Here is an 18,218-nt window from a genome sequence, read left to right as displayed (position 1 = left end):
AGGTGCAACCTCGGGCGACTAACCCAGAGAATGCGCCGGCGCCACTTGATCGAGCCTCACGATGCCGTCCCTGTTGAGAACCAACCGGATGCGTTCCACGCGCTCGGCAGTCTGCCTCTTCGCGTCGATCGACCGGTAGGTGAACACGATATTGACGTGGTAGACACGCTGGCACTGCACCTGCTGCAGCTGCCCGGAATCAGGGTCGAGGTTCAGGTAGTCCACGGTCGCGTCGTCGGCCTGCCTGAGGAAATCGTCGATGTTGAGTCGCATGATGTCGTTGAGGTCCCGCCGCCGCTCGTGGAAACGGGAAATCCTCGCGGGAAACAACGACACCTCCTTCTCGTACTTGATGATCCGTTCCGGCTTTCCCTCCTCGTCGATCGACGTGATGTTGTCCATCTGCCGGCAGTAGAGAACCGTCTCCGGAAGCCGGCTCTCGTCCGTGAAGCTGAAGGCTTCCTTGAGCTTGCCGATCACCCGTCCGCTGTACGGATCGCGAATCCGAATCTTCCGATCCGCCGTCCATCTCACGAGACCGCGAGACAGATACAGCTTGAGCCAGTCCTTCAACCGATCCTTGAAGACGTAGCCGACGACGACGGCCGCGACGAACGGGATGCTGTTGGTCGTGTACCGGTTCTGCGCGAAGACGGTGATTCCCACGGCGAACAGCATCGCAAACCCCGCGGCCATCGCGAGCGGGATTTGCGAGATCCCTTCCCACTCCGACACCTCGGTGTTCAGGAAGAGCACGTTGGAGATGAACTTCTTGAGCACACCCCTGCGGTAGAGCAGCGTCGAATCGGTCCCCGTCGTGGAGAGGACCGACGGATACCCCATCGACTTCCGGTGGGACTGCTGACCGATGATGATCGCGGCCATCGCGGCATCGACGTGCGCGCACGACCCGGTCGGATCGAACCGCTCCCTGACCGCGTGAAGCAGCGTTGACAGGTAGTCCTGGATGGTCAGGCTGATGAACTCGTCGAAGAACAGGAAGCCCTCGCGCAGCCTGAGCGGCACCGTGATGTCCAGCATCTCCTGCCGCAGGTTGCGCACCGCCGCGAGGTACGCGTCGAGGTCGTCGAGGAACGCCTCCGTGCTGGTGATGAAGCCCTGCGCCGGCGTCGTGGTCGAGTCGCCGGGCTGGTCACCCGCCAGGCCGCCCAGCAGTTCCTTCACTGCGTCGCGGATGGCCCCCCGGGAGACCGCACCCAACAGCTTCGTTTCGCAGAAGATCGCCTCGACGCTCTCCCGGTCCTGGTCTCCCGCGAGGACGCGCCGCAGCTCCTTGCCGATTCGAACCAGCGGCGAGGCGTCATTCGAGGGTTCGATGATCTTCAGCAAGGAGAACTGCGGCGTCTTGAAGCGGATGTATCGCTGAATACTGCTGTAGAACAGGTCCTTGGAGTACGTGTTCGGGTTGACGTTCAGCGCCCTCGGCACGAAGAAATACGTGTCCACCCGGTAGCCGCTCGCGTCGTGATCGGCCAATTCGATGTCGAGCTTGATTTCGAAACGATGGCGGTCGTGGACCGATATCTTCGAATCTGCTATCTCGTTGACTTCCTCTCGCATGGGCCCGAACAGCATCTTCCGTATCCTCGAAGCCTCTTCGCCGTCGCGCCGACTGACCAGGCGATCGACAGCCATTCGTGGTGCAGACGTCGCACCCAGTATCTGCGGGTGGGTGCTGCGGTTCAAGGATTGAGTGGTCCGCTCGGCTGGTCGTGTACTTCCACGAGGTGGGAACGCCGCAATCGGCAGGCGTGACGACGCGCGGATTGCGGTCCTGGTGGGCTCTGAGCGCGGCAAGGGCAAGGAGGGCGTGAGGCTGGATGGTCGAAACCCGTTGCGGCTCTGCGGCTATGGTGGATTCAACGTCTCGACCGGAACCCGATCACGGGATGACGATACTCGCCGCCCGATCGACGGCCAGCGCAACCGGACCCTCCGCGAGGGCGCTCACGGCGGCCGACCAGGCGACGAGCACCAGGACACCACGGACGGACGAACGGCCAGGACGTGTCATGAACTCTCGTGAGGTGGCTCCGCTCAGTCCGAGTTCGAGTTGAACCGCACGCGTGTGGCGGTGATCGTGCCGGACGAGGACCGCGTCCCCTCGACCTCCACGCTCACACCGGCTATCGCGTTCGCGCAGGTGCCGTGGTCGAACCGCGTCGTCGCGGTGGTCACGACGGCAACGCCTTTCACCGTGAAGGCTGGCGCCGGACAGGCCGTCGGCGCCGGTGATGCAGCAATGGTCCCCTCGATCGAGGCCTCCGCGTCGGCACCCTCAGCGTCGATCTGGACGCTGGCCGCCGCAAGCGTGGCCCCGCTCAGCGTGCCCTTCGCCTCAACGGTGGCGCCAACCGCGATCGTCGTGCAGGAACCTTCGTCGAACCGGGTCGTTGCGGTCGTCGTCACGGTGGTGCCGTCGGCGAGCATGAACGACAAGTTCTGCGCCGAGCACGACGTGCCGGCCACGAGCGACGCCACGACGCCCATCACCTTGGTGCCGTTGGAGCCTGGCGCCGGCGCCTCGTTGCTGACCTCGACCGATTGCGCGGCGATCGTCGAACCCTGGAGCACACCCTTCACTTCGACGCTGGCCCCGGCCGTGATCGCCGCGCAGGATCCCTCGTCGAACCGCGTCGTCGCCGATGTCGTGACGGTGGTTCCGCTTGCGAGCATGAACGACAGGTTCTGCGCCGAGCACGACGTGCCGGCGAGAAGCGACGAGACGACGCCCTTGACATCTGTGTTGCCCGGTCCGGATGGCGGGGGTGGCGCGCCGTTACTGACCTCGACGGACTGCGCGTTGACGATCGAGCCTGCGAGGACGCCCTTCACCTCGACGCGCTCGCCGACGGTCAGATCGCCGAACGACAGCGTCTGCCCGCCCGACCGAATGGTCGTGGTCGACATCACTTGTACTGTGTTCGTGCCAACCTGGAAGGTCTGCGCCGACGTGCTAATCGAGGCAATCTGGCCTTCGACATCAGCGCCGTCGTCCGCCTCGACGCGTTCATTCACTTCCACCGTCGCGGAGTTGCCGGTGACCTTGACCGTGACCTGAACGCGCTCGCGGTCGGCAACCGGACCGAGGCTCGCCGTCGCGCTGCCGCCGGCTGACGCAACCCGAAGCGAAACGTTTCCGGCCGGCACGCCGCTCAACTGGAAACGGCCGCCACCGTCGGCCTGGGCAGTCAGAGTTGTACCGACGACGCCAACGCTGAGGCCGGAGCCGGCGCCGGTGACAGATCCGGTGACCGTCGCGCCAGACGAGGGCGATGTACCGAAGTTCGACGCCGTTGGAGTTGTTGGCGAGACCGGAGAGACGGCACGGCCGCAGGCGGCGGTCCCAAGCACAACAAGCGCGAGCATGACGGACGTAACGGCGGTGAGTCGATGTACTGGTTTCACGGGACTCTTCCTCCATGTTCCGCCGGGGGGCGGGTGAATCTCGGTTCCTGCCGAGCCCGGATGTTGGATCCGGTCCTGGCGATCTTCTTCCTTCGCAATTAGGGTGCCGGTCAGCAGGCCTTTGATAGAGTCCCCGGGGCGGCAGCGCTACTCATTGCGCGCGCTCGGGTTGGCTCGATCGGCTCGGCGGAGACGCTGCCTGGTCCGGCTGAGGTCGGGACCACGACGCACTCGGAAGAAATTACTCGATCAGCTGGCGTCGAGGTGCCGGTGGTTACGAAATCGGGCGCGCGCACTCCGTAACGAAAGGAGCACGACCACCACACCACACACAAGGAGCACGACGATGCCGCGACTTCCGTTCACCCTGCCGACCACCCTCGTCACGATGGCGTCGGTCGGGTTCGTAACCACAATTCTCGTAACCGCTTCGCCTCAGGCGCAGAGTCAGCCCTCACCGCCGAGCGGAGGAGGCCGCGCGCCCGCCGCGCGACAAGCCGAGGAGGGCCGCAAGACGTTCCGGTTCGACACATTCGGCGACGAAGCCTTCTGGGGCGACACGCTCAAGTTGCACACCGCCATCGAAGGCGCCCGCTTCAACGGCGTTGGACCCGGCGTGAGCCCGGCGACGGCGCTCGCTGTCGGCCTGAAAGTCGATGTGGACGCCCTGCCGCCGGCAGTCGTTGCGGCGCTGCGGGCGGGTCAGGTCAATCTCAACGATCCCGCGGTGACGCTGCTGCTGCTGAAGCTCAATGCCGTGGTCGGCGTCACAGGGTTCATGAACCCCGACGGGTCACTGAAATCGATGGGGATCCAATGCTCGCTGTGCCACTCAACCGTGGACAACAGCTTCGCAGCGGGAATTGGCCATCGCCTCGACGGCTGGCCGAACCGCGACCTGAACGTGGGCGCGATCGTGGCCCTGTCTCCGGATCTCTCGGCCGTCACCAACCTGCTCGGCGTGAACGCGGCAACGGTGAGAGCCGTGCTGAACAGCTGGGGCCCGGGCAGGTACGATGCCGAGTTGTTCATGGACGGCAAGGCGTTTCGGCCGGACGGGCGGTCGGCAGCGACCGTGATCCCCGCGGCCTTTGGCCTGGCGGGCGTGAACCTGCACACGTACACCGGCTGGGGCAGCGTTCCGTACTGGAACGCGTTTGTCGCAACGCTCGAAATGCACGGGCAGGGGACGTTCGCCGACGCGCGCCTCAACGACGCGGCGCGGTTCCCCGTTGCGGCGCGAGCCGGGTTTGCCGACGTGCGCAGCGACCCTGACCTCGTGACGTCGAAACTGCCGGCGCTCCACGCCTACCAACTCTCGCTGCCCGCGCCGCGGCCCCCGGCCGGCTCGTTCGACCACGCTGCCGCGGAGCGCGGCCAGCAGGTCTTCGACGGTCCGGCGCGGTGTTCAACCTGCCACGTCCCGCCGCTGTTCACCGAGCCGGGCTGGAATACCCACACGCCCGACGAAATCGGGATCGATTCGTTCCAGGCCGATCGCTCGCCTGACGGGCGCTATCGGACGACGCCCCTTGGCGGGCTGTTCACACGGGTGAAGGGCGGTTTCTATCACGATGGCCGGTTCGCGAGGCTCGCGGACGTCGTCGCGCACTACGATTCGTTCTTCCACCTGGCCCTCACCGACCAGCAGAAGCGCGATCTGGTCGAGTACCTGAAGTCGCTCTGATCGGGGTGGCCCCGGCGCGGGGCGACTACCGCGTGCGCCAAGCCGGCGCGACGGCCTCGATACGCGCAAGGACCACCTGCACCATCCGGTCGCAGCGCGGACCAAGAAACGGCAGGGCCTGGGGCAGCAGGGTCCCGGCCCTGCGATACAAGTCGTCGCGCAGCACCGAGCGTGCCCGGTGCAGGCGCATCTTCACCGCGTCCTCGGTCACGTCGAGGCAGGCCGCGGTTTCGGCGGTGCTCATCTCCTGCACCTCGCGCAGGATGAACACCGACCGGTACGGCGGAGGAAGGGTGTCGATCGCCTGCTCGAGCAGGAGGCGCAACTCGGAGGTCAGCGCCTGCTTCTCGGGATCGGGCTCCTTCGAATCGAGGGTCGTCATCGGATCCCCGTCATTCGTGTCCGCGTCAACGAAGCGGCGCTGCCGCCGCGCGCGAGCGAGGGCTTCGTACACCGCGATCTTCGTCAGCCACGTCGAGAACTTCGCACGGTTGGCGAATTGATCCAGGTGCGCGTAGGCGTTGACATACGCCTCCTGCACGACGTCCTCGGCCTCGTCCGGGCTGCGGACGATGCCCCGGGCGACGCGGTACAAGCGCTGGTTGTAGCGCCTCATCAGGAGTTCGAACAGAGCCGTCTCGCCGGCCAGGACGCGCGCGACCACCTGCTCGTCGGTCGGCGCGGCATCGATCTCGACGGTCTGCGTTGCGGTTGAGGTGGACCACATCGTGCATGCTTTCTGGCCGGGGAGATGCTCCGCCCGCGCCCTGAGCGTAGGTTGATGGTACAGAGTGACTGCGCGGCAGGAAGTAACAGCAACCGATGTGCCTGATGAGCGGAGGCTTCAGATGAGGCCCCGACGCCCGGACCAATCACCGCCCGGTGGAGGCGGGATTGGACGCGTCATCGCGCGACCCTCGCCATCACCTCCGCTTTCGCCAGGTAGGCGGGATCGATCTCGATCCCCAGACCCGGGCCCTCCGGCACAAGCAGCCGGCCGTTCCTGATGATGAAGTTCGGCGTGTACCAGTTCTGCGGCTTCTGCGGTTCTCGATACGAGTACTCCATCGCCGGACCGATGTTCGGAATGCAGGAGGCGAACTGCAGGATGTTCACCGAGGCGATGCCGGTCTGAGTGTTGTGCGGAACGATGGTCCTGCCGAACGTCCGCGCGATCCGCGCCACGCGTGCCGCCCGGATCAGGCCGCCGTTGTAGTTGATGTCCGGCTGCACCACGGCCATCACGCCGTTCTGCAGCATCCACTTGAATCGCCAGAGGCTCGAGTCCTGCTCGCCGCAGGAAATCGGGATCTTGAGCGCCTTGGCGACCTGCTGTGTCTCGCTCAGTTCTTCCCACGGGCACGGCTCCTCGAACATCGCGTAGCCGAGCGCCTCGAGCTGGCGTCCAATTTCGATGGCGGCGGACGCGTTGTACGACCCGTTGGCGTCGGCATAGAGCGTGATGCCGGACCCGAACGTGGTCCGCGCGAGCCTGATGAGCGTGTCGGTGCGGCCGGGGTACGCGTCGAGGTTGCGGCTCATGCGTCCGCCGATCTTGAACTTCACGATCTTCGTCCCGGTCTGCTCGGCGCCCCGGACATAGACTTCGACTTCCTGTTCGGCCGTCGTCTCGCGCACGGACCCGGACAGATACACCGGGATCTCCTTCCGGACCACGCCACCGAGCAGTGCTCCCACGGGCTTGCCGGCGATCCGGCCGAGCATGTCGAGCAGGCTTTGCTCGATGTAGGCGACCGGGCACCAGAACGGGATGCCGGCCAGCTTGTAGTTCGCCCGGTACACTTCGTCGATCAACGACTCGATGGTCCGCGCGTCCTTGCCGATGAAGTGCGGCGCCACCAGGTCTTTGAAGATGGGGATGAACGGCTCGACCTGCTTGGTGGGCGCGATGCCGACGGCGCCGTCCTTGGAGCGTGTGCGGACGAAGAAGGTGGTGCCGCGTTTCAGTAGCTCGATCGATTCGACCTTGGCCGCGTCCTTGACCGCGCCTGGCAGATCGAAGAGCGGCTGTTCGTAGTCCGGGATCGAGCGCTGCGCGCTCGCATCGGCGGAGGCGTGTGCCAACACGCCTGGCAGCGCCCCGCCCAGGGCTGCACCGCCGGTCACGGCGATCCATTCACGTCGGGTCAACATGGTCGTCACTCCTTCACGGCGAAGTCGCATCGCGGGTCCATCGACGCGCCATGTTACCGCGGAAGGGCGGGCCGGGCTTCCTGTGAGATTCCGAGGCCCGCGATCAGTGGTGCTGGACCTGAGGACGGTGCAGCCCGAAGAGATCGGCTGGTCGATTCGCTACGATTTGCGTGACCACTGCCGCAGCACGTACTTGGCGAGTGGCACCAGCGTCGCTCCCACCAGCGGCACCCGCGCGAGGCCGGCAATCTGGGCGCGCTCCCAGTCCATGCGCGCCTCGTAGCTCCAGCTCTGGAGGTAGTCGAGCAGCGCCGCGTGCTCGGCGCCCGGGGCGGGCCCGCCCCGAGCGTGCTCGCGCACCACATCCTCGTAGAGGCTCACCCACCGCGGAAGTGAGCGGTCCCACCCGGCTTCTTCGCGCACGCGCGAGCTGACGCGCGCTGCGTCCGCGGCATCGTAGCGCCGCAACTCCGCGAGCACACCGCTCGCCGTGTGCGGCCGCGCCAGCACCGCCTGGCCGAAGTTGTTCGCGCGAAGATCGTCGAACGCCGCCGCCGTCACCAGGGGCCCCAGGCCTGCGAAGTCGCATAACACCACCGCGCATCCCACGGCCATCGCCTCGAGCGCGCATCGCGCCTTCGCGAACACCACGTCGTAGCGTCCCAGCACCGCCTCCGGATGGGGCGTCTGCCGGCTGTCATCGCCGCCGAGAACGTCGAGGCGTATGGCGGCCCTCCGGCACGCCCTCCGCAGGGCTGGCAGGTACGTCGACGTCGTGGCGTAGTTGCTGAAGACGAGCGCCGTAGACGGCGTCTCGGGCAGAATCGCCCGCGGCCGAAACCGTCCGAGATCGATGGCATTCAGGTGCACCTCGATGCGCTCGCGCGGGATCTGAGCCTGGCGTTCGATGCGCCGCCGGCACCGCTCGTCCACCGCCACGTAGCGCAGGATGCGCGGGTGGAAAAATGGCTCGTCTCTCACCGAACTGCCGTCGTGGCACACGGCCACCGCCGGCACGCCCGGGAACCTCAGCAGCGACTCGAGCAGAACCTTCGGGTGATTGCCGTGGATGACGTCGGGCACATCGCCCACGGCTCGGACATCCCCGTGCACCGCGATTCCGGCGTCGCGGATTTCGCGGGCGATGCCTCCCAGGCGCGGCGCCCACACCACTGGGGCGTGGCCGAGCGCCTTGAGACCGATCGCCAGGTCGCGGGACACCACCTCGGTTCCGCTGTAATCGGTGAGTCGACGGTTCGCGATGAGGATGTTCACCGGTGCAATCTGGGCGCGCCCATCAGGCGCGCCTCCCATTGACGGCCGCGATGTGCCGCAGGAACTTGCGGTGCTCCACGGCGACGTTGCCGGTCACCTGCTGCCCCGGCGCCACATCGTGGATGACGGCCGCCCCGAGGGTGATGCGCGCACCCGCGCCGATGCACAGGCGGTCGCACAAGGTGCTTCCCGGCCCGATCCACGAGTCCTCGCCGATGACGACGTTGCCATTGACCACGGCACCGTGACCGATGAAGCAGTGCCGGCCGATCTGCGCATTGTGCGACACGAAGGCGAGGTTGCCGATGCGGCTCCCCTCGCCGATGACGGTCTCTTCGTCGAACAACGCGCGGGCCACCACTGCGTTGGCGTGCACCGTGACGCCGTCGCCGATATGGATCCCACCGGCGTGCGCCATGTCGAGCACCCCGTCGTCGAACCGCGACGTCTGGAACCCCTCGGCGCCGAGCACGACGCCTGGATGGAGGACAACGTCGGCGCCGATACGGCACCGGCCGAGGATCGTGACGTGCGGCCCCACGACAGCGCGCGGGCCGATCTGCACGTCCCGGCTGGCGATGCTGGCGGTCGGATGGACGTCGGCGGCCGGGTCGATGATCGTGGGCGCGTGGCCCCCGTAGAAATCCGTATGGCGCGCGAGGTGATTGTGCAGTTCGTAGAACGTACGGCGGGGATTGGCGGCCAGCGCCACGCCGTCGAGCTGAGGCAACTCCGGTGCGATGTCGGGCGTGGTGATGACCCCGAGGGGACGAGGGGATGAGCGGACCGCCTTCAGCACCCGGCGGGATTCGACGAAGGTGAGGATGCCTGGACGCGGCATCGAGAGGAAACCGAGCGTCGAAAATTCCCCGTCCCGGACGACATCGAAAGCGACCAGGCGCGCCAGCGCCGTGAGCGACAGCTTCATGCTGGACCCGTCAATGGCGAGGGGGACGCGGGTACCCGCGTCACGGACCGCGCCCTGGAGCCTCGAAACGCGTGCTCACGCGCCGCGTTGGCCGGTTCGAGCCGCCGTTTTGCTGGATACTCGACCGGTGGTTCAAGTACATTGTAGCCGCTTAACCGTCGAACGAATCCACCCGGAGAATCCCGTGCTGGTGTCCGACCTCGTATCTCGCGTGCCTGCCGACCGCGTCGCCTTGCGCACAGAGGGCCGGCCTCCGCTGACGTACGGGAACCTCTCGACGCTCATTGGCGCCACCACGCGCGGGATCGTGAATCGCCGGAGCGTGGAATCCACCGCTCCCATCGCGTTGATGCTGGCCGCCGGCCCGGAGCTGGCCTCGGCGTTCCTGGCGCTCTCGGACGCGACGGCTGTCGCCCCACTGAACCCTGCGTTCAAGGAGGCCGAACTCGAGTTCTACCTGACCGATCTCGGCGCAAAGACGCTGGTCACGACGCCCGGGCACGACGTCGCGTGCGGCGTCGCGCGGCGCCTGGGCCTGGACGTGCTGTTCGTCGAGCATCGTGCTGGCGATCCAGCCGGCGTGTTCCATCTCGATTGCGGAGCCAGCGCGCGGAGCGACGCGCCCACCCGCCGGCCCGTGCCGGCAGATGCGGCGCTCGTGCTCCACACCTCGGGCACGACGGCCCGGCCGAAGCTGGTCGCGTTGACGCACGCCAATCTGTGCGCCTCGGCAGAGACCATCGCGGCGTCGCTCGGCCTGTCGGCGACCGACTGCTGCCTGAACATCATGCCGCTCTTCCACGTGCACGGTCTCGTGGCGGCCGTCATGGCCTCGCTGTCGGCCGGGGCGTCCGTCTACTGCTCGCCCGGCTTCAATGCGCACCGATTCTTCTCGTGGCTGTCGGACTCGGGCGCCACCTGGTACACGGCGGTGCCGACGATGCACCACGCCATCCTCGGGCGCGCCAGGGTGAACCAGGACATTGTCGCCTCGCATTGCCTGCGCTTCGTGCGTTCGTGCTCCGCACCGCTGCCGCTGCAAACCTGGCGTGCGCTCGAGGACACGTTCCACGTGCCCGTCATCAGCGCGTACGGCATGACCGAAGCTTCCCACCAGATCAGTTGCACGCCACGTGTCCACCCCGAGCCGAAACGGGGCACCGTCGGACGCGCCACCGGCGCGGAAGTGGCGATCATGGACGAGGAGGGATGCATTGCCCCAGCGGGCGCGGTGGGTGAAGTGGTGATTCGGGGCGACTCGGTCATCAAGGCATATGCCGGTAACGCCACGGCGACGGCTGCGTCGTTTCGTTCGGGATGGTTCAGGACCGGCGACGAGGGGCGCCTCGATGCCGAGGGCTACCTCACGCTGACAGGCCGGCTGAAGGAAATCATCAACACCGGCGGCGAGAAGGTGGCGCCGCTCGAGGTGGATGCCGTGCTGATGGAGCATCCCGGTGTGTCGCAGGCGCTGGCCTTCGCCGTCCCGGATCTTTCCCTCGGCGAACGCGTTGCGGCCGTCGTCGTCCTGCGGCCCGACGCCGACGCCACGCCCGAGTCGCTGCGGGCCTTCGCCGCCGAACGGCTGGCGAGATTCAAGGTGCCGCGCACAGTCCTGATCCTCGACGCCATCCCGACGGGGCCGACTGGCAAGTTCCAGCGTACCGTGATGGCCAGGCAGCTCGGCCTTGTGTGACACCCAGCCACCCGCGCCCGCGCGTGGCGTCGAGCCGCGCAGCGAGCGGTTTGCAGGACGGCCCTACCGGGCGTTCAACGCCTGAACAGGGCGGGCGAAGCGCGAAGGGCCGTCCCACTCTTCGTCGATACCGTTGCGGCAACGCCACCGGGTTCGGATGCGCGGCCGCTCTGACTCCGGCCTAAAACGTGATCTTCACCCCCAGTTGCACGTTTCTCGGCCCGCCGCCTCCCAGGAACGGGTTGCCGACGGCCACGTCCGGTGTCGCGTTCAGTGCCAGGTAGCCGATACCGCGTCCGGTCTTCGCATCGATGCCGTTTACGAGGAAATCGGTGCTGAAATTCGGCATCAGCGGGTTCGAGTAGTTGGTGACATTGAGCAGATTGAAGACATCGACCCGAAGCTGGAGCGTCGCGTGCCGAAGGACTGAGAAATTCCTGGAGATCGCGATGTCGATGTTTCGATAGCCGGGTCCGCGGTACGCGTTGCGCCCCAGATTGCCGAAATGACCGCTGCCCGGCACGCAGGCGCCCTCGTTCGCGTCCCACCGGCACGGCACGGCAAAGGCCGCCAGGTTCAGGAACTTGTCGGACGAATTCGTGCCGGCGAACGGGTCACCAACGACGTCCGGCCTGCCGAAGAACTCGCCCGAGCCGTTGAAGTCTCCCTCGAACAGGTAGTTGAGGTTGTACGGCTGGCCGCTGGCCAGCGTCATCACGCCGTCGATGCCCCAGCCCTTGGTCAATCGCGGCGCACGCGACCAGGTCGGCAGCACGTAGCTGAAGGTGAGCGTGAAGCGATGCCGGGTGTCGAAGTTCGAGTCGGCCCATTCACGCTCCGGATGGAAGCTGTCATCCGGTTGCGTCGCGTTCGGCACGTAGTCCTGGCCGTCGCTCGCGTTGTCTTGTGAGTGCGACCAGGTGTAGTCGGCCCGCCACGTCAAGCCGTGCCAGTTCCGCACGTTGAACACCATCTGGAGCGCGTTGTACTTCGATTCGGACGTCGACTCGAACTGATCGACGTATCCGAACGTGCCGCCCCCGGGGGCGAACGGCCCGTTGTCGAACGGGCGCGCGCCCGTGCGGGAGTCCGCCTGGTTGATGTCGCGGAACCGGTAGAGACGGCGTCCGAGCGAACCCACGTATCCGACCTGCACCGCCGCGTGCTTTCCGATCTGTCGTTCCACGTTGACGTTGAAGTTGTGCATGTACGGCGTCTTCAGATCCTGCGAAACCGTGAAGACGTCCGACGCACCGAACGACGAACGCTCGAATACCGGGCTGCCCGGTACGAGAGTGCCGGTCGGCGAGTAGCTGAACAGGATCGGTGACGCGCCAATGCCGTTGTAGGCCGGCCCCGGGTTGAAGGTGTTGAACGGAAGCTGACCGACGAAGTAGTCCTGAGAATACGAGTCGAAGAACACGCCCCAGCTCGCGCGTGCGACGGTCTGGCCCTGGCCGCTCGGGTCCCAGACGACGCTGACTCGCGGGCCGAAATTCGCCAGGTCGCGCGGATACAGGGCGGCGAGGTCACTCGATCCCACCTGCACCAGCCCCTTCTTGGGATCGAGGATGCTGAGGCGGTTCGACTGCTCGCCGAGCACTCCCATGTAGTCCCATCGCAGGCCATAGTTGAGCGTCAGCTTCGGGCTGACCGCGAAGTTGTCCTGGAGGTACAGACCGTGGCTGCTCTGGGACGTGACGCGCTGCGAGTCCCCGATCACCTGCCGCCCGCTGGCCACGTTGCCCGCGAGGAAGTCGTCCAGACTGCCGAAATTCAGGACGCCGCGGTAGCCCGCGTCGAAATACCCGTCCACCGTGGTGCGGCGGAATTCGTACCCGGCCTTCACGTTGTGCCGGCCCGCGCTGTAGGCGAACGCCAGCACCGCGTGCAGGTTGGTGTCCGTCCGCCCGCGCGGCACCGACGCGTTGGTGCCGATCGGCGCATAGCCGGTGATGCGGAACTGCGGCAGGCCGAAGTCCTTGGAGGACACGCCGGTGTTCAGTCCGATCGAGTTCGGATCGAACGTCCCGTCCTCGGGGAGGAAACTTTCGACGAACCGGTTGTAGCCGCCGCGCGCCTCCATCAGGAGTCGCGGCGAGAAGGAGTGGATGAACGACAGCGAGACGATCTGCACGCGCGTCGGGGTCACCGTGTTGTAGCCGGGCAGGACGTTCCCGCCGAGGACGGCGAGCGGGAAGCTCTGGTCGCTGTCGCCAAGGAAGTAGCGGCCGGTGAACAGGTCGGCGTTGCCGATGTGCTGGTCGAGCTTGAGAATCAGGCTGTCCACGCGGTTCCGCGCGTTGGTCGTCGCCAGCAGGTTCGGCTCGTCGGGCCCCGCGCCGGCCACGTTCGGCGCCGGCCAGGGATTGAGCGCGACGAGTTTCTTGATGATCGGGTTGGTGGCGGTGGACAGCGCTGACGGGCTCGGCACCCGGCTGAGGCTCGGCAGGCCGACGTTCTCGCGCTGACCCTCGTACGCCGCGAACCAGAACGTCTTGTCGCGGACGACGGGACCGCCCAGCGAGAAACCGAACTGATTGTTGCGGAAGGTGTTCTTCGGCTGCGGCTCGGGGTTGAAGAAGTTGCGCGAGTCGAGGCTGTCGTTCCGGAAGCGTTCGTACCCGGTGCCGGCAATCGCGTTCGATCCCGACTTGGTGACGATGGTCACTACGCCGCCGGAGTTGCGGCCGAACTCGGCCTGCGCGCCCGACAGCACGCGAATCTCGGCCACCGCGTCCACCGGGAGCACGGTCGCCGGCGTGCCGAAGACGCCGCCTTCGTTGATGGCCGGCAGGTTCCGGTAGCCGTCGTTCATGTCGGTCCCGTCGAGCAGGTAGTTGTTCGACCGGCCACGGCTCCCGTTCATGCTGAAGAGGCCGAACGATCCGGGCGAGTCCATCGCGCCGCTCGGGTCGCCGACCGAGCCCGGGAGCAGCACCAGGAGCTTCGTGAAATCGCCCCCGTTGAGCGGCAACTGCGCCGCCTCCGCGGCGTCGATCGTGCCGCCCATCGTGTTGCCCGTCGTGTCCACGAGCGGCGCGGTGGCCGCCACCTCCACGCGCTCCTGCAGGCCGCCCGGGCTGAGCTGCAGATTCACTCGCTGGTTGCCGCCCACCACGACGCGGATCCCGGTGAGCGTCTGCGAACCGAAGCCGGAGAGTTCGGCGGTCACGGAATACTCGCCGAGAGGCAGTTCGGTGACGAAGTACTTCCCCTCCTTGTCGGTGACGATCGTTCGGGTCAGCTTCGTCGCCGCGTTGACCAAGGTCACCGTCGTTCCGGGCAGCGCGCCACCGGTCGAATCGGTGATGGTGCCCTGGATGCCGCCGCGAAACGTCTGCGCGACAGCCGGGTCCACGGCGACCAGCGTGACCAGGGTGATCAGGAACGCGAGGTGGATTACAGTGGTCCCAGGCCGGAGCACGAGCTTCATGCAAACCTCCGTACGGGTGGCCGAGAGATTTCAACTGCGCGGTATGAGGACTGTCATAACACCGGGGCGGGGGAGTTGCAAGCAATTCGCTGAGGGCCAGACGAAAACTTGTGCATCCGGGGTGGCATCCCGATCGGGAGGATGCGGCGACACCGTGGCAGGCGCGCTCGGTCCGCGCCGGGGCTCTCCCGTGTCCGTCGGCGCAACGCCGCGTGTCGTCGTCCGGGCAGGCGGCGCACACCAATCCGCTCCTCCAGTTCTCGAATCGTGTGGCCGCGGGCAGCGGGTGGATTGCACTCACTGACCTCTGTCGACCTTACCGACTAGCCAGGCGGGCACCCGGCCGATACTCTAGATGTGGAGGAACGAGAAGCAATGCAGAAACGCAAGCTTGGCAGGAGCAACCTGGAAGTGTCCGCGCTCGGACTCGGCTGCATGGGCATGACCTTTTCCTACGGTCCGGCTCCGGACCGGCAGGAGATGGTCTCGCTGCTGCGATCGGCCGTCGACCGCGGCGTAACGTTCTTCGATACCGCGGAAGTCTACGGTCCGTTCAACAACGAAGCACTCGTCGGCGAAGCGCTCGCGCCGTTTCGAGGGCAGGTGGTGATTGCGACCAAGTTCGGGTTCGAGCTCGATCCGAACGGCGGCCCGAAGTGGGTGGGCCTCGACAGCCGGCCCGGGCACATCAAGCAGGCCGCCGAGGGCTCGCTCAGGCGGCTCGGGGTCGAAGCGATCGACCTCCTCTATCAGCACCGCGTCGACCCGAACGTGCCGATCGAGGATGTCGCTGGTGCGGTGCAGGACCTGATTCGGGAAGGGAAGGTGAAGCACTTCGGCCTTTCCGAGGCGGGGGTGCAGACGATACGTCGCGCGCACGCCGTCCAGCCGGTCACGGCGTTGCAGAGCGAGTACTCGCTGTGGACGCGCGGTCCCGAAGCGGACGTGCTGCCGACGCTCGAAGAGCTCGGTGTCGGCTTCGTGCCCTACAGCCCGCTCGGGAGGGGCTTCCTCACGGGGAAGATCGACGAGCACACGACGTTCGACAGCACCGACTTCCGCGCCAGCCTTCCTCGATTCACGCCGGAGGCGCGGAAGGCCAATCAGGCGTTGATCGATCTGCTGGGCACGATCGGCGCACGGAAGCAGGCGACACCGGCCGAGATCGCGCTCGCGTGGCTGCTCGCCCAGAAGCCGTGGATCGTTCCCATCCCGGGCACCACGAAGCTGCATCGGCTCGAGGAGAACATCGGGGCCGCGGCGCTCGAGTTGACGTCCGACGATCTTCGGGAGATCGACCGCGCCGCCTCGGAGATAACGGTTCACGGGGCTCGGTACCCCGAGCAACTGGAGCAACTGACCGGCCGCTGATCGGGAAGCGCGAGGCGAGGGCGGCGGAGCCTGTGACCGAGTTCGCGAACCCGCGGTTGTGCGAACGGGTGGGCTTCATTGTGTGGCAACGAAGAACGCGTGACCGAAGGACGCGACGGCCATGACGCAGATCGCCATCCAGGAAGCGCTCGACGGCGGGACACTCGACTGGATGGAGAAGGTCGGCGACGACACGAATTGGCGTTCTCGGTTCGGTGTTGTTCGTGAGATCTCTGTGCGATCGATCGATGCGGGCTCGAGGCCTGGAAGCCATGGCGCCTCGGGCACCACGCGCTTGGCGGTCACCGCGTGCGCGTAGAGCCGAATCGCGTCGTCGCGGCGCCCGGTGGCATTCCCGTCGAAGGAGATCGTCGTGCGCGCCTGCTCGATGACGGCTGCTTCCTGCGAGTAGTCTGGCGGCGCCAGCTTCTCCGTGGCGGGCGAGGGCGCTTGCGTCTGCCCGCCAGCGGCGGCAGCCGGCACGGTTCCCCACAAGAGCAACGCGGCACATCCGAGCATCCACTTGGCCACCGGCTTCACCCCTTGCAGTTGAGAGGACCATCCTGTCCTGTGCGTCCGCCGGCGCCAGCGGGGGCCGGTCACGCGCGACAGGGCGCACCAGTGTGCGACCGGCCATGCGAGCGGTCAAGGCAGGCGCGCTTTGTGTGCATGCGACGCGCTTGTCTGGCGACGCGCTTGTCGCGCGACGTTCGTCTCGGAAAGTTCTGTGGCAACGGTCCGGGCCTGTGGCTCCGTCTCCAGCGGACCTACGACCTGTGGCACGCCGAGCGCGCGCTGGCCGACGCCATTGCCCGGATTCCCTCTCACCGATCGGCCACGTAGACCGGCGGCGCGATCTGACGAAATCGTAACGCCTCAGGTTTGGTCATGTTGTATATAATATGCTGCGCGGCAGCACGCTCGGCTCCGGCGTGGTCTTCGAGCGGTCCTGTCCGTGGCGCCGGAGCACGTCCCCTGGTGGCTGTGCACGAGCATGGCGACCGGCCCGGCCTCGCCGCGGGCTGCCACGGAGACGGCTTCCCGCCCCCCGCCGGCGCACCGTGGCAGCGCTTGGTGGAAGTCGCGGCGTAGCACCGAGGGCGACGATGCGCCCAGCCGGAAAGGCGCGACGACGGAGAATATCGGGCCATATTCGAGGGAGGAGCAACGCAGCCGGGTGGGATGCAGGGTCGGCCGAATGCCGGCGGGCCTTTCACCACGGGCTGCCAGACCATGACCAAGCGCGAAGTCGTCACATTGGTTCTGGACGGCAAGCGTCCACCCTACGTACCGTGGTCGTTCGGGTTCACGGTCGGGGCCAAGACGAAACTCCAGCAGCATTTCGGCACCGCCGACCTCGAGGAGGTGCTGCAGAACCACCTGCTCAAGCTGGGCAGCGACCTCGGATTCTTCGAGGACGTCGGCCAGGACCGTCGCCGCGATGTCTTTGGCGTGGTCTGGGACCGCAGCGTGGACAAGGACATCGGTACTCCCGAAGGTTGCGTCCTGCCGGCCCCGACGTTGCGAGGATATGACTTTCCCGACCCGCTCGACCCGCGAGTGTTTGCCGACATCCCCGGTCGCATCGCACAGTACGGCGACCGGTTCCGCGTGTTCCAGATTGGCTTCTCGCTCTTCGAGCGCGCCTGGACCCTGCGCGGGATGACGAACCTGTTGATGGATCTCCATCTCAACCCTGCCTTCGTCCACGAACTCCTGGGCGCCATCACCGAGTACAACATCGCGCAGATCCGTGAGGCCTGTCGGTACGACATCGACGCGATCTACTTCGGTGATGACTGGGGGCAGCAGCGCGGCTTGCTGATGGGACCTGTGCTCTGGCGGAAGTTCCTCAAGCCGCACCTCGCGCGCATGTACGCGGAGGCGCACCGCGCGGGCAAGTACGTGTTCATCCACTCCTGCGGCGACGTGGACGAGTTGTTCGACGATCTGTTTGAGATCGGCCTGAACTGTTTCAATCCGTTCCAGCCCGAAGTGATGGATACCACCGCGCTGCTCGCGCGGTATCGCGGGCGCCTGACCTTCCACGGCGGCCTTTCGATTCAGAGAACGCTGCCCTTCGGCACGGCCGAGGAGGTTCGACGCGAGACCCGGCGGCTGCTCGAGTTGGGTGGAGAAGGCAATTACATCCTGGCGCCCTCGCACGACGTGCCGAAGGACGTCTCGCTCGAAAACATGTTGGCCGTCATCGGGGTCGCCCAGCAACAGCTCTCAGCATGAG

The 18,218-nt window shown here is 66.5% G+C and carries 14 protein-coding genes; 5 read left to right on the top strand and 9 right to left on the bottom strand.

Annotation, left to right across the window (positions count from 1 at the left end; genetic code table 11):
• Window positions 1-18: 18 nt before the first annotated feature.
• The 3 genes from VGK32_17440 to VGK32_17430 all read right to left on the bottom strand — a co-directional run bounded on the left by VGK32_17440 (window position 19) and on the right by VGK32_17430 (window position 3,429).
• Window positions 19-1,596, bottom strand: coding sequence for a hypothetical protein (locus tag VGK32_17440; GenBank protein ID HEY3383552.1), 1,578 nt, complete (start codon window positions 1,594-1,596; stop codon window positions 19-21).
• A 307-nt stretch (window positions 1,597-1,903) separates the two neighbouring features.
• Window positions 1,904-2,035 (bottom strand): hypothetical protein, encoded by a 132-nt coding sequence (locus VGK32_17435; GenBank protein ID HEY3383551.1) that lies wholly within the window; start codon window positions 2,033-2,035, stop codon window positions 1,904-1,906.
• Between the two features lie 23 nt (window positions 2,036-2,058).
• Window positions 2,059-3,429, bottom strand: coding sequence for a DUF5666 domain-containing protein (locus VGK32_17430; GenBank protein HEY3383550.1), 1,371 nt, complete (start codon window positions 3,427-3,429; stop codon window positions 2,059-2,061).
• 346 nt (window positions 3,430-3,775) lie between these two features.
• On the opposite strand from VGK32_17430, the gene VGK32_17425 reads away from it, so the two are divergent.
• Window positions 3,776-5,116 (top strand): hypothetical protein, encoded by a 1,341-nt coding sequence (locus VGK32_17425; GenBank protein HEY3383549.1) that lies wholly within the window; start codon window positions 3,776-3,778, stop codon window positions 5,114-5,116.
• 25 nt (window positions 5,117-5,141) lie between these two features.
• On the opposite strand, the gene VGK32_17420 is transcribed toward VGK32_17425, so the two are convergent.
• The 4 genes from VGK32_17420 to VGK32_17405 all read right to left on the bottom strand — a co-directional run bounded on the left by VGK32_17420 (window position 5,142) and on the right by VGK32_17405 (window position 9,473).
• On the bottom strand, window positions 5,142-5,843 hold the full coding sequence (locus tag VGK32_17420) for an RNA polymerase sigma factor (protein ID HEY3383548.1): 702 nt from the start codon (window positions 5,841-5,843) through the stop codon (window positions 5,142-5,144).
• Window positions 5,844-6,019: 176 nt separating this feature from the next.
• Complete coding sequence (locus tag VGK32_17415; protein HEY3383547.1) at window positions 6,020-7,270, bottom strand: mandelate racemase/muconate lactonizing enzyme family protein; 1,251 nt, start codon at window positions 7,268-7,270, stop codon at window positions 6,020-6,022.
• A gap of 159 nt (window positions 7,271-7,429) precedes the next feature.
• Entirely contained in the window at window positions 7,430-8,545 is a 1,116-nt protein-coding gene (locus tag VGK32_17410) for a glycosyltransferase (GenBank protein HEY3383546.1), read from the bottom strand.
• Between the two features lie 22 nt (window positions 8,546-8,567).
• Complete coding sequence (locus VGK32_17405) at window positions 8,568-9,473, bottom strand: DapH/DapD/GlmU-related protein (GenBank protein HEY3383545.1); 906 nt, start codon at window positions 9,471-9,473, stop codon at window positions 8,568-8,570.
• 190 nt (window positions 9,474-9,663) lie between these two features.
• On the opposite strand from VGK32_17405, the gene VGK32_17400 reads away from it, so the two are divergent.
• Window positions 9,664-11,169 (top strand): AMP-binding protein, encoded by a 1,506-nt coding sequence (locus VGK32_17400; GenBank protein HEY3383544.1) that lies wholly within the window; start codon window positions 9,664-9,666, stop codon window positions 11,167-11,169.
• Between the two features lie 181 nt (window positions 11,170-11,350).
• Here the strand turns inward: VGK32_17400 and VGK32_17395 are convergent, their stop codons facing one another.
• Entirely contained in the window at window positions 11,351-14,605 is a 3,255-nt protein-coding gene (locus VGK32_17395; protein ID HEY3383543.1) for a TonB-dependent receptor, read from the bottom strand.
• Window positions 14,606-14,980: 375 nt separating this feature from the next.
• Here VGK32_17395 and VGK32_17390 point away from each other — a divergent pair, with 375 nt between their 5' ends.
• Complete coding sequence (locus VGK32_17390; GenBank protein ID HEY3383542.1) at window positions 14,981-15,976, top strand: aldo/keto reductase; 996 nt, start codon at window positions 14,981-14,983, stop codon at window positions 15,974-15,976.
• A 75-nt stretch (window positions 15,977-16,051) separates the two neighbouring features.
• Here the strand turns inward: VGK32_17390 and VGK32_17385 are convergent, their stop codons facing one another.
• Entirely contained in the window at window positions 16,052-16,507 is a 456-nt protein-coding gene (locus VGK32_17385) for a hypothetical protein (protein ID HEY3383541.1), read from the bottom strand.
• Window positions 16,508-16,645: 138 nt separating this feature from the next.
• Between VGK32_17385 and VGK32_17380 the strand changes: the two genes are divergently transcribed.
• Entirely contained in the window at window positions 16,646-16,819 is a 174-nt protein-coding gene (locus VGK32_17380; GenBank protein ID HEY3383540.1) for a hypothetical protein, read from the top strand.
• Between the two features lie 390 nt (window positions 16,820-17,209).
• A complete protein-coding gene (locus VGK32_17375) occupies window positions 17,210-18,217 on the top strand; it encodes a uroporphyrinogen decarboxylase family protein (protein ID HEY3383539.1) in 1,008 nt (335 codons plus the stop codon).
• The last annotated feature ends 1 nt before the right edge of the window (window position 18,218 follow it).

This window comes from Vicinamibacterales bacterium, from assembly GCA_036504215.1.
Taxonomy (GTDB): Bacteria; Acidobacteriota; Vicinamibacteria; order Vicinamibacterales; family Fen-181; genus FEN-299.
The sequence above is the reverse complement of the archived record's forward strand: the minus strand, read 5'-3'. Positions and strand labels throughout refer to the sequence as shown.

What these genes read in the sequence shown, in the direction of transcription:
- VGK32_17435 (HEY3383551.1), bottom strand. Translation starts at nt 2,035, where the DNA reads ATGACACGTCCTGGCCGTTCGTCCGTCCGTGGTGTCCTGGTGCTCGTC.
- VGK32_17420 (HEY3383548.1), bottom strand. Translation starts at nt 5,843, where the DNA reads ATGTGGTCCACCTCAACCGCAACGCAGACCGTCGAGATCGATGCCGCG.
- VGK32_17425 (HEY3383549.1), top strand. Translation starts at nt 3,776, where the DNA reads ATGCCGCGACTTCCGTTCACCCTGCCGACCACCCTCGTCACGATGGCG.
- VGK32_17390 (HEY3383542.1), top strand. Translation starts at nt 14,981, where the DNA reads ATGCAGAAACGCAAGCTTGGCAGGAGCAACCTGGAAGTGTCCGCGCTC.
- VGK32_17440 (HEY3383552.1), bottom strand. Translation starts at nt 1,596, where the DNA reads ATGCTGTTCGGGCCCATGCGAGAGGAAGTCAACGAGATAGCAGATTCG.
- VGK32_17405 (HEY3383545.1), bottom strand. Translation starts at nt 9,473, where the DNA reads ATGAAGCTGTCGCTCACGGCGCTGGCGCGCCTGGTCGCTTTCGATGTC.
- VGK32_17380 (HEY3383540.1), top strand. Translation starts at nt 16,646, where the DNA reads ATGCGACGCGCTTGTCTGGCGACGCGCTTGTCGCGCGACGTTCGTCTC.
- VGK32_17375 (HEY3383539.1), top strand. Translation starts at nt 17,210, where the DNA reads ATGACCAAGCGCGAAGTCGTCACATTGGTTCTGGACGGCAAGCGTCCA.
- VGK32_17415 (HEY3383547.1), bottom strand. Translation starts at nt 7,270, where the DNA reads ATGTTGACCCGACGTGAATGGATCGCCGTGACCGGCGGTGCAGCCCTG.
- VGK32_17395 (HEY3383543.1), bottom strand. Translation starts at nt 14,605, where the DNA reads ATGAAGCTCGTGCTCCGGCCTGGGACCACTGTAATCCACCTCGCGTTC.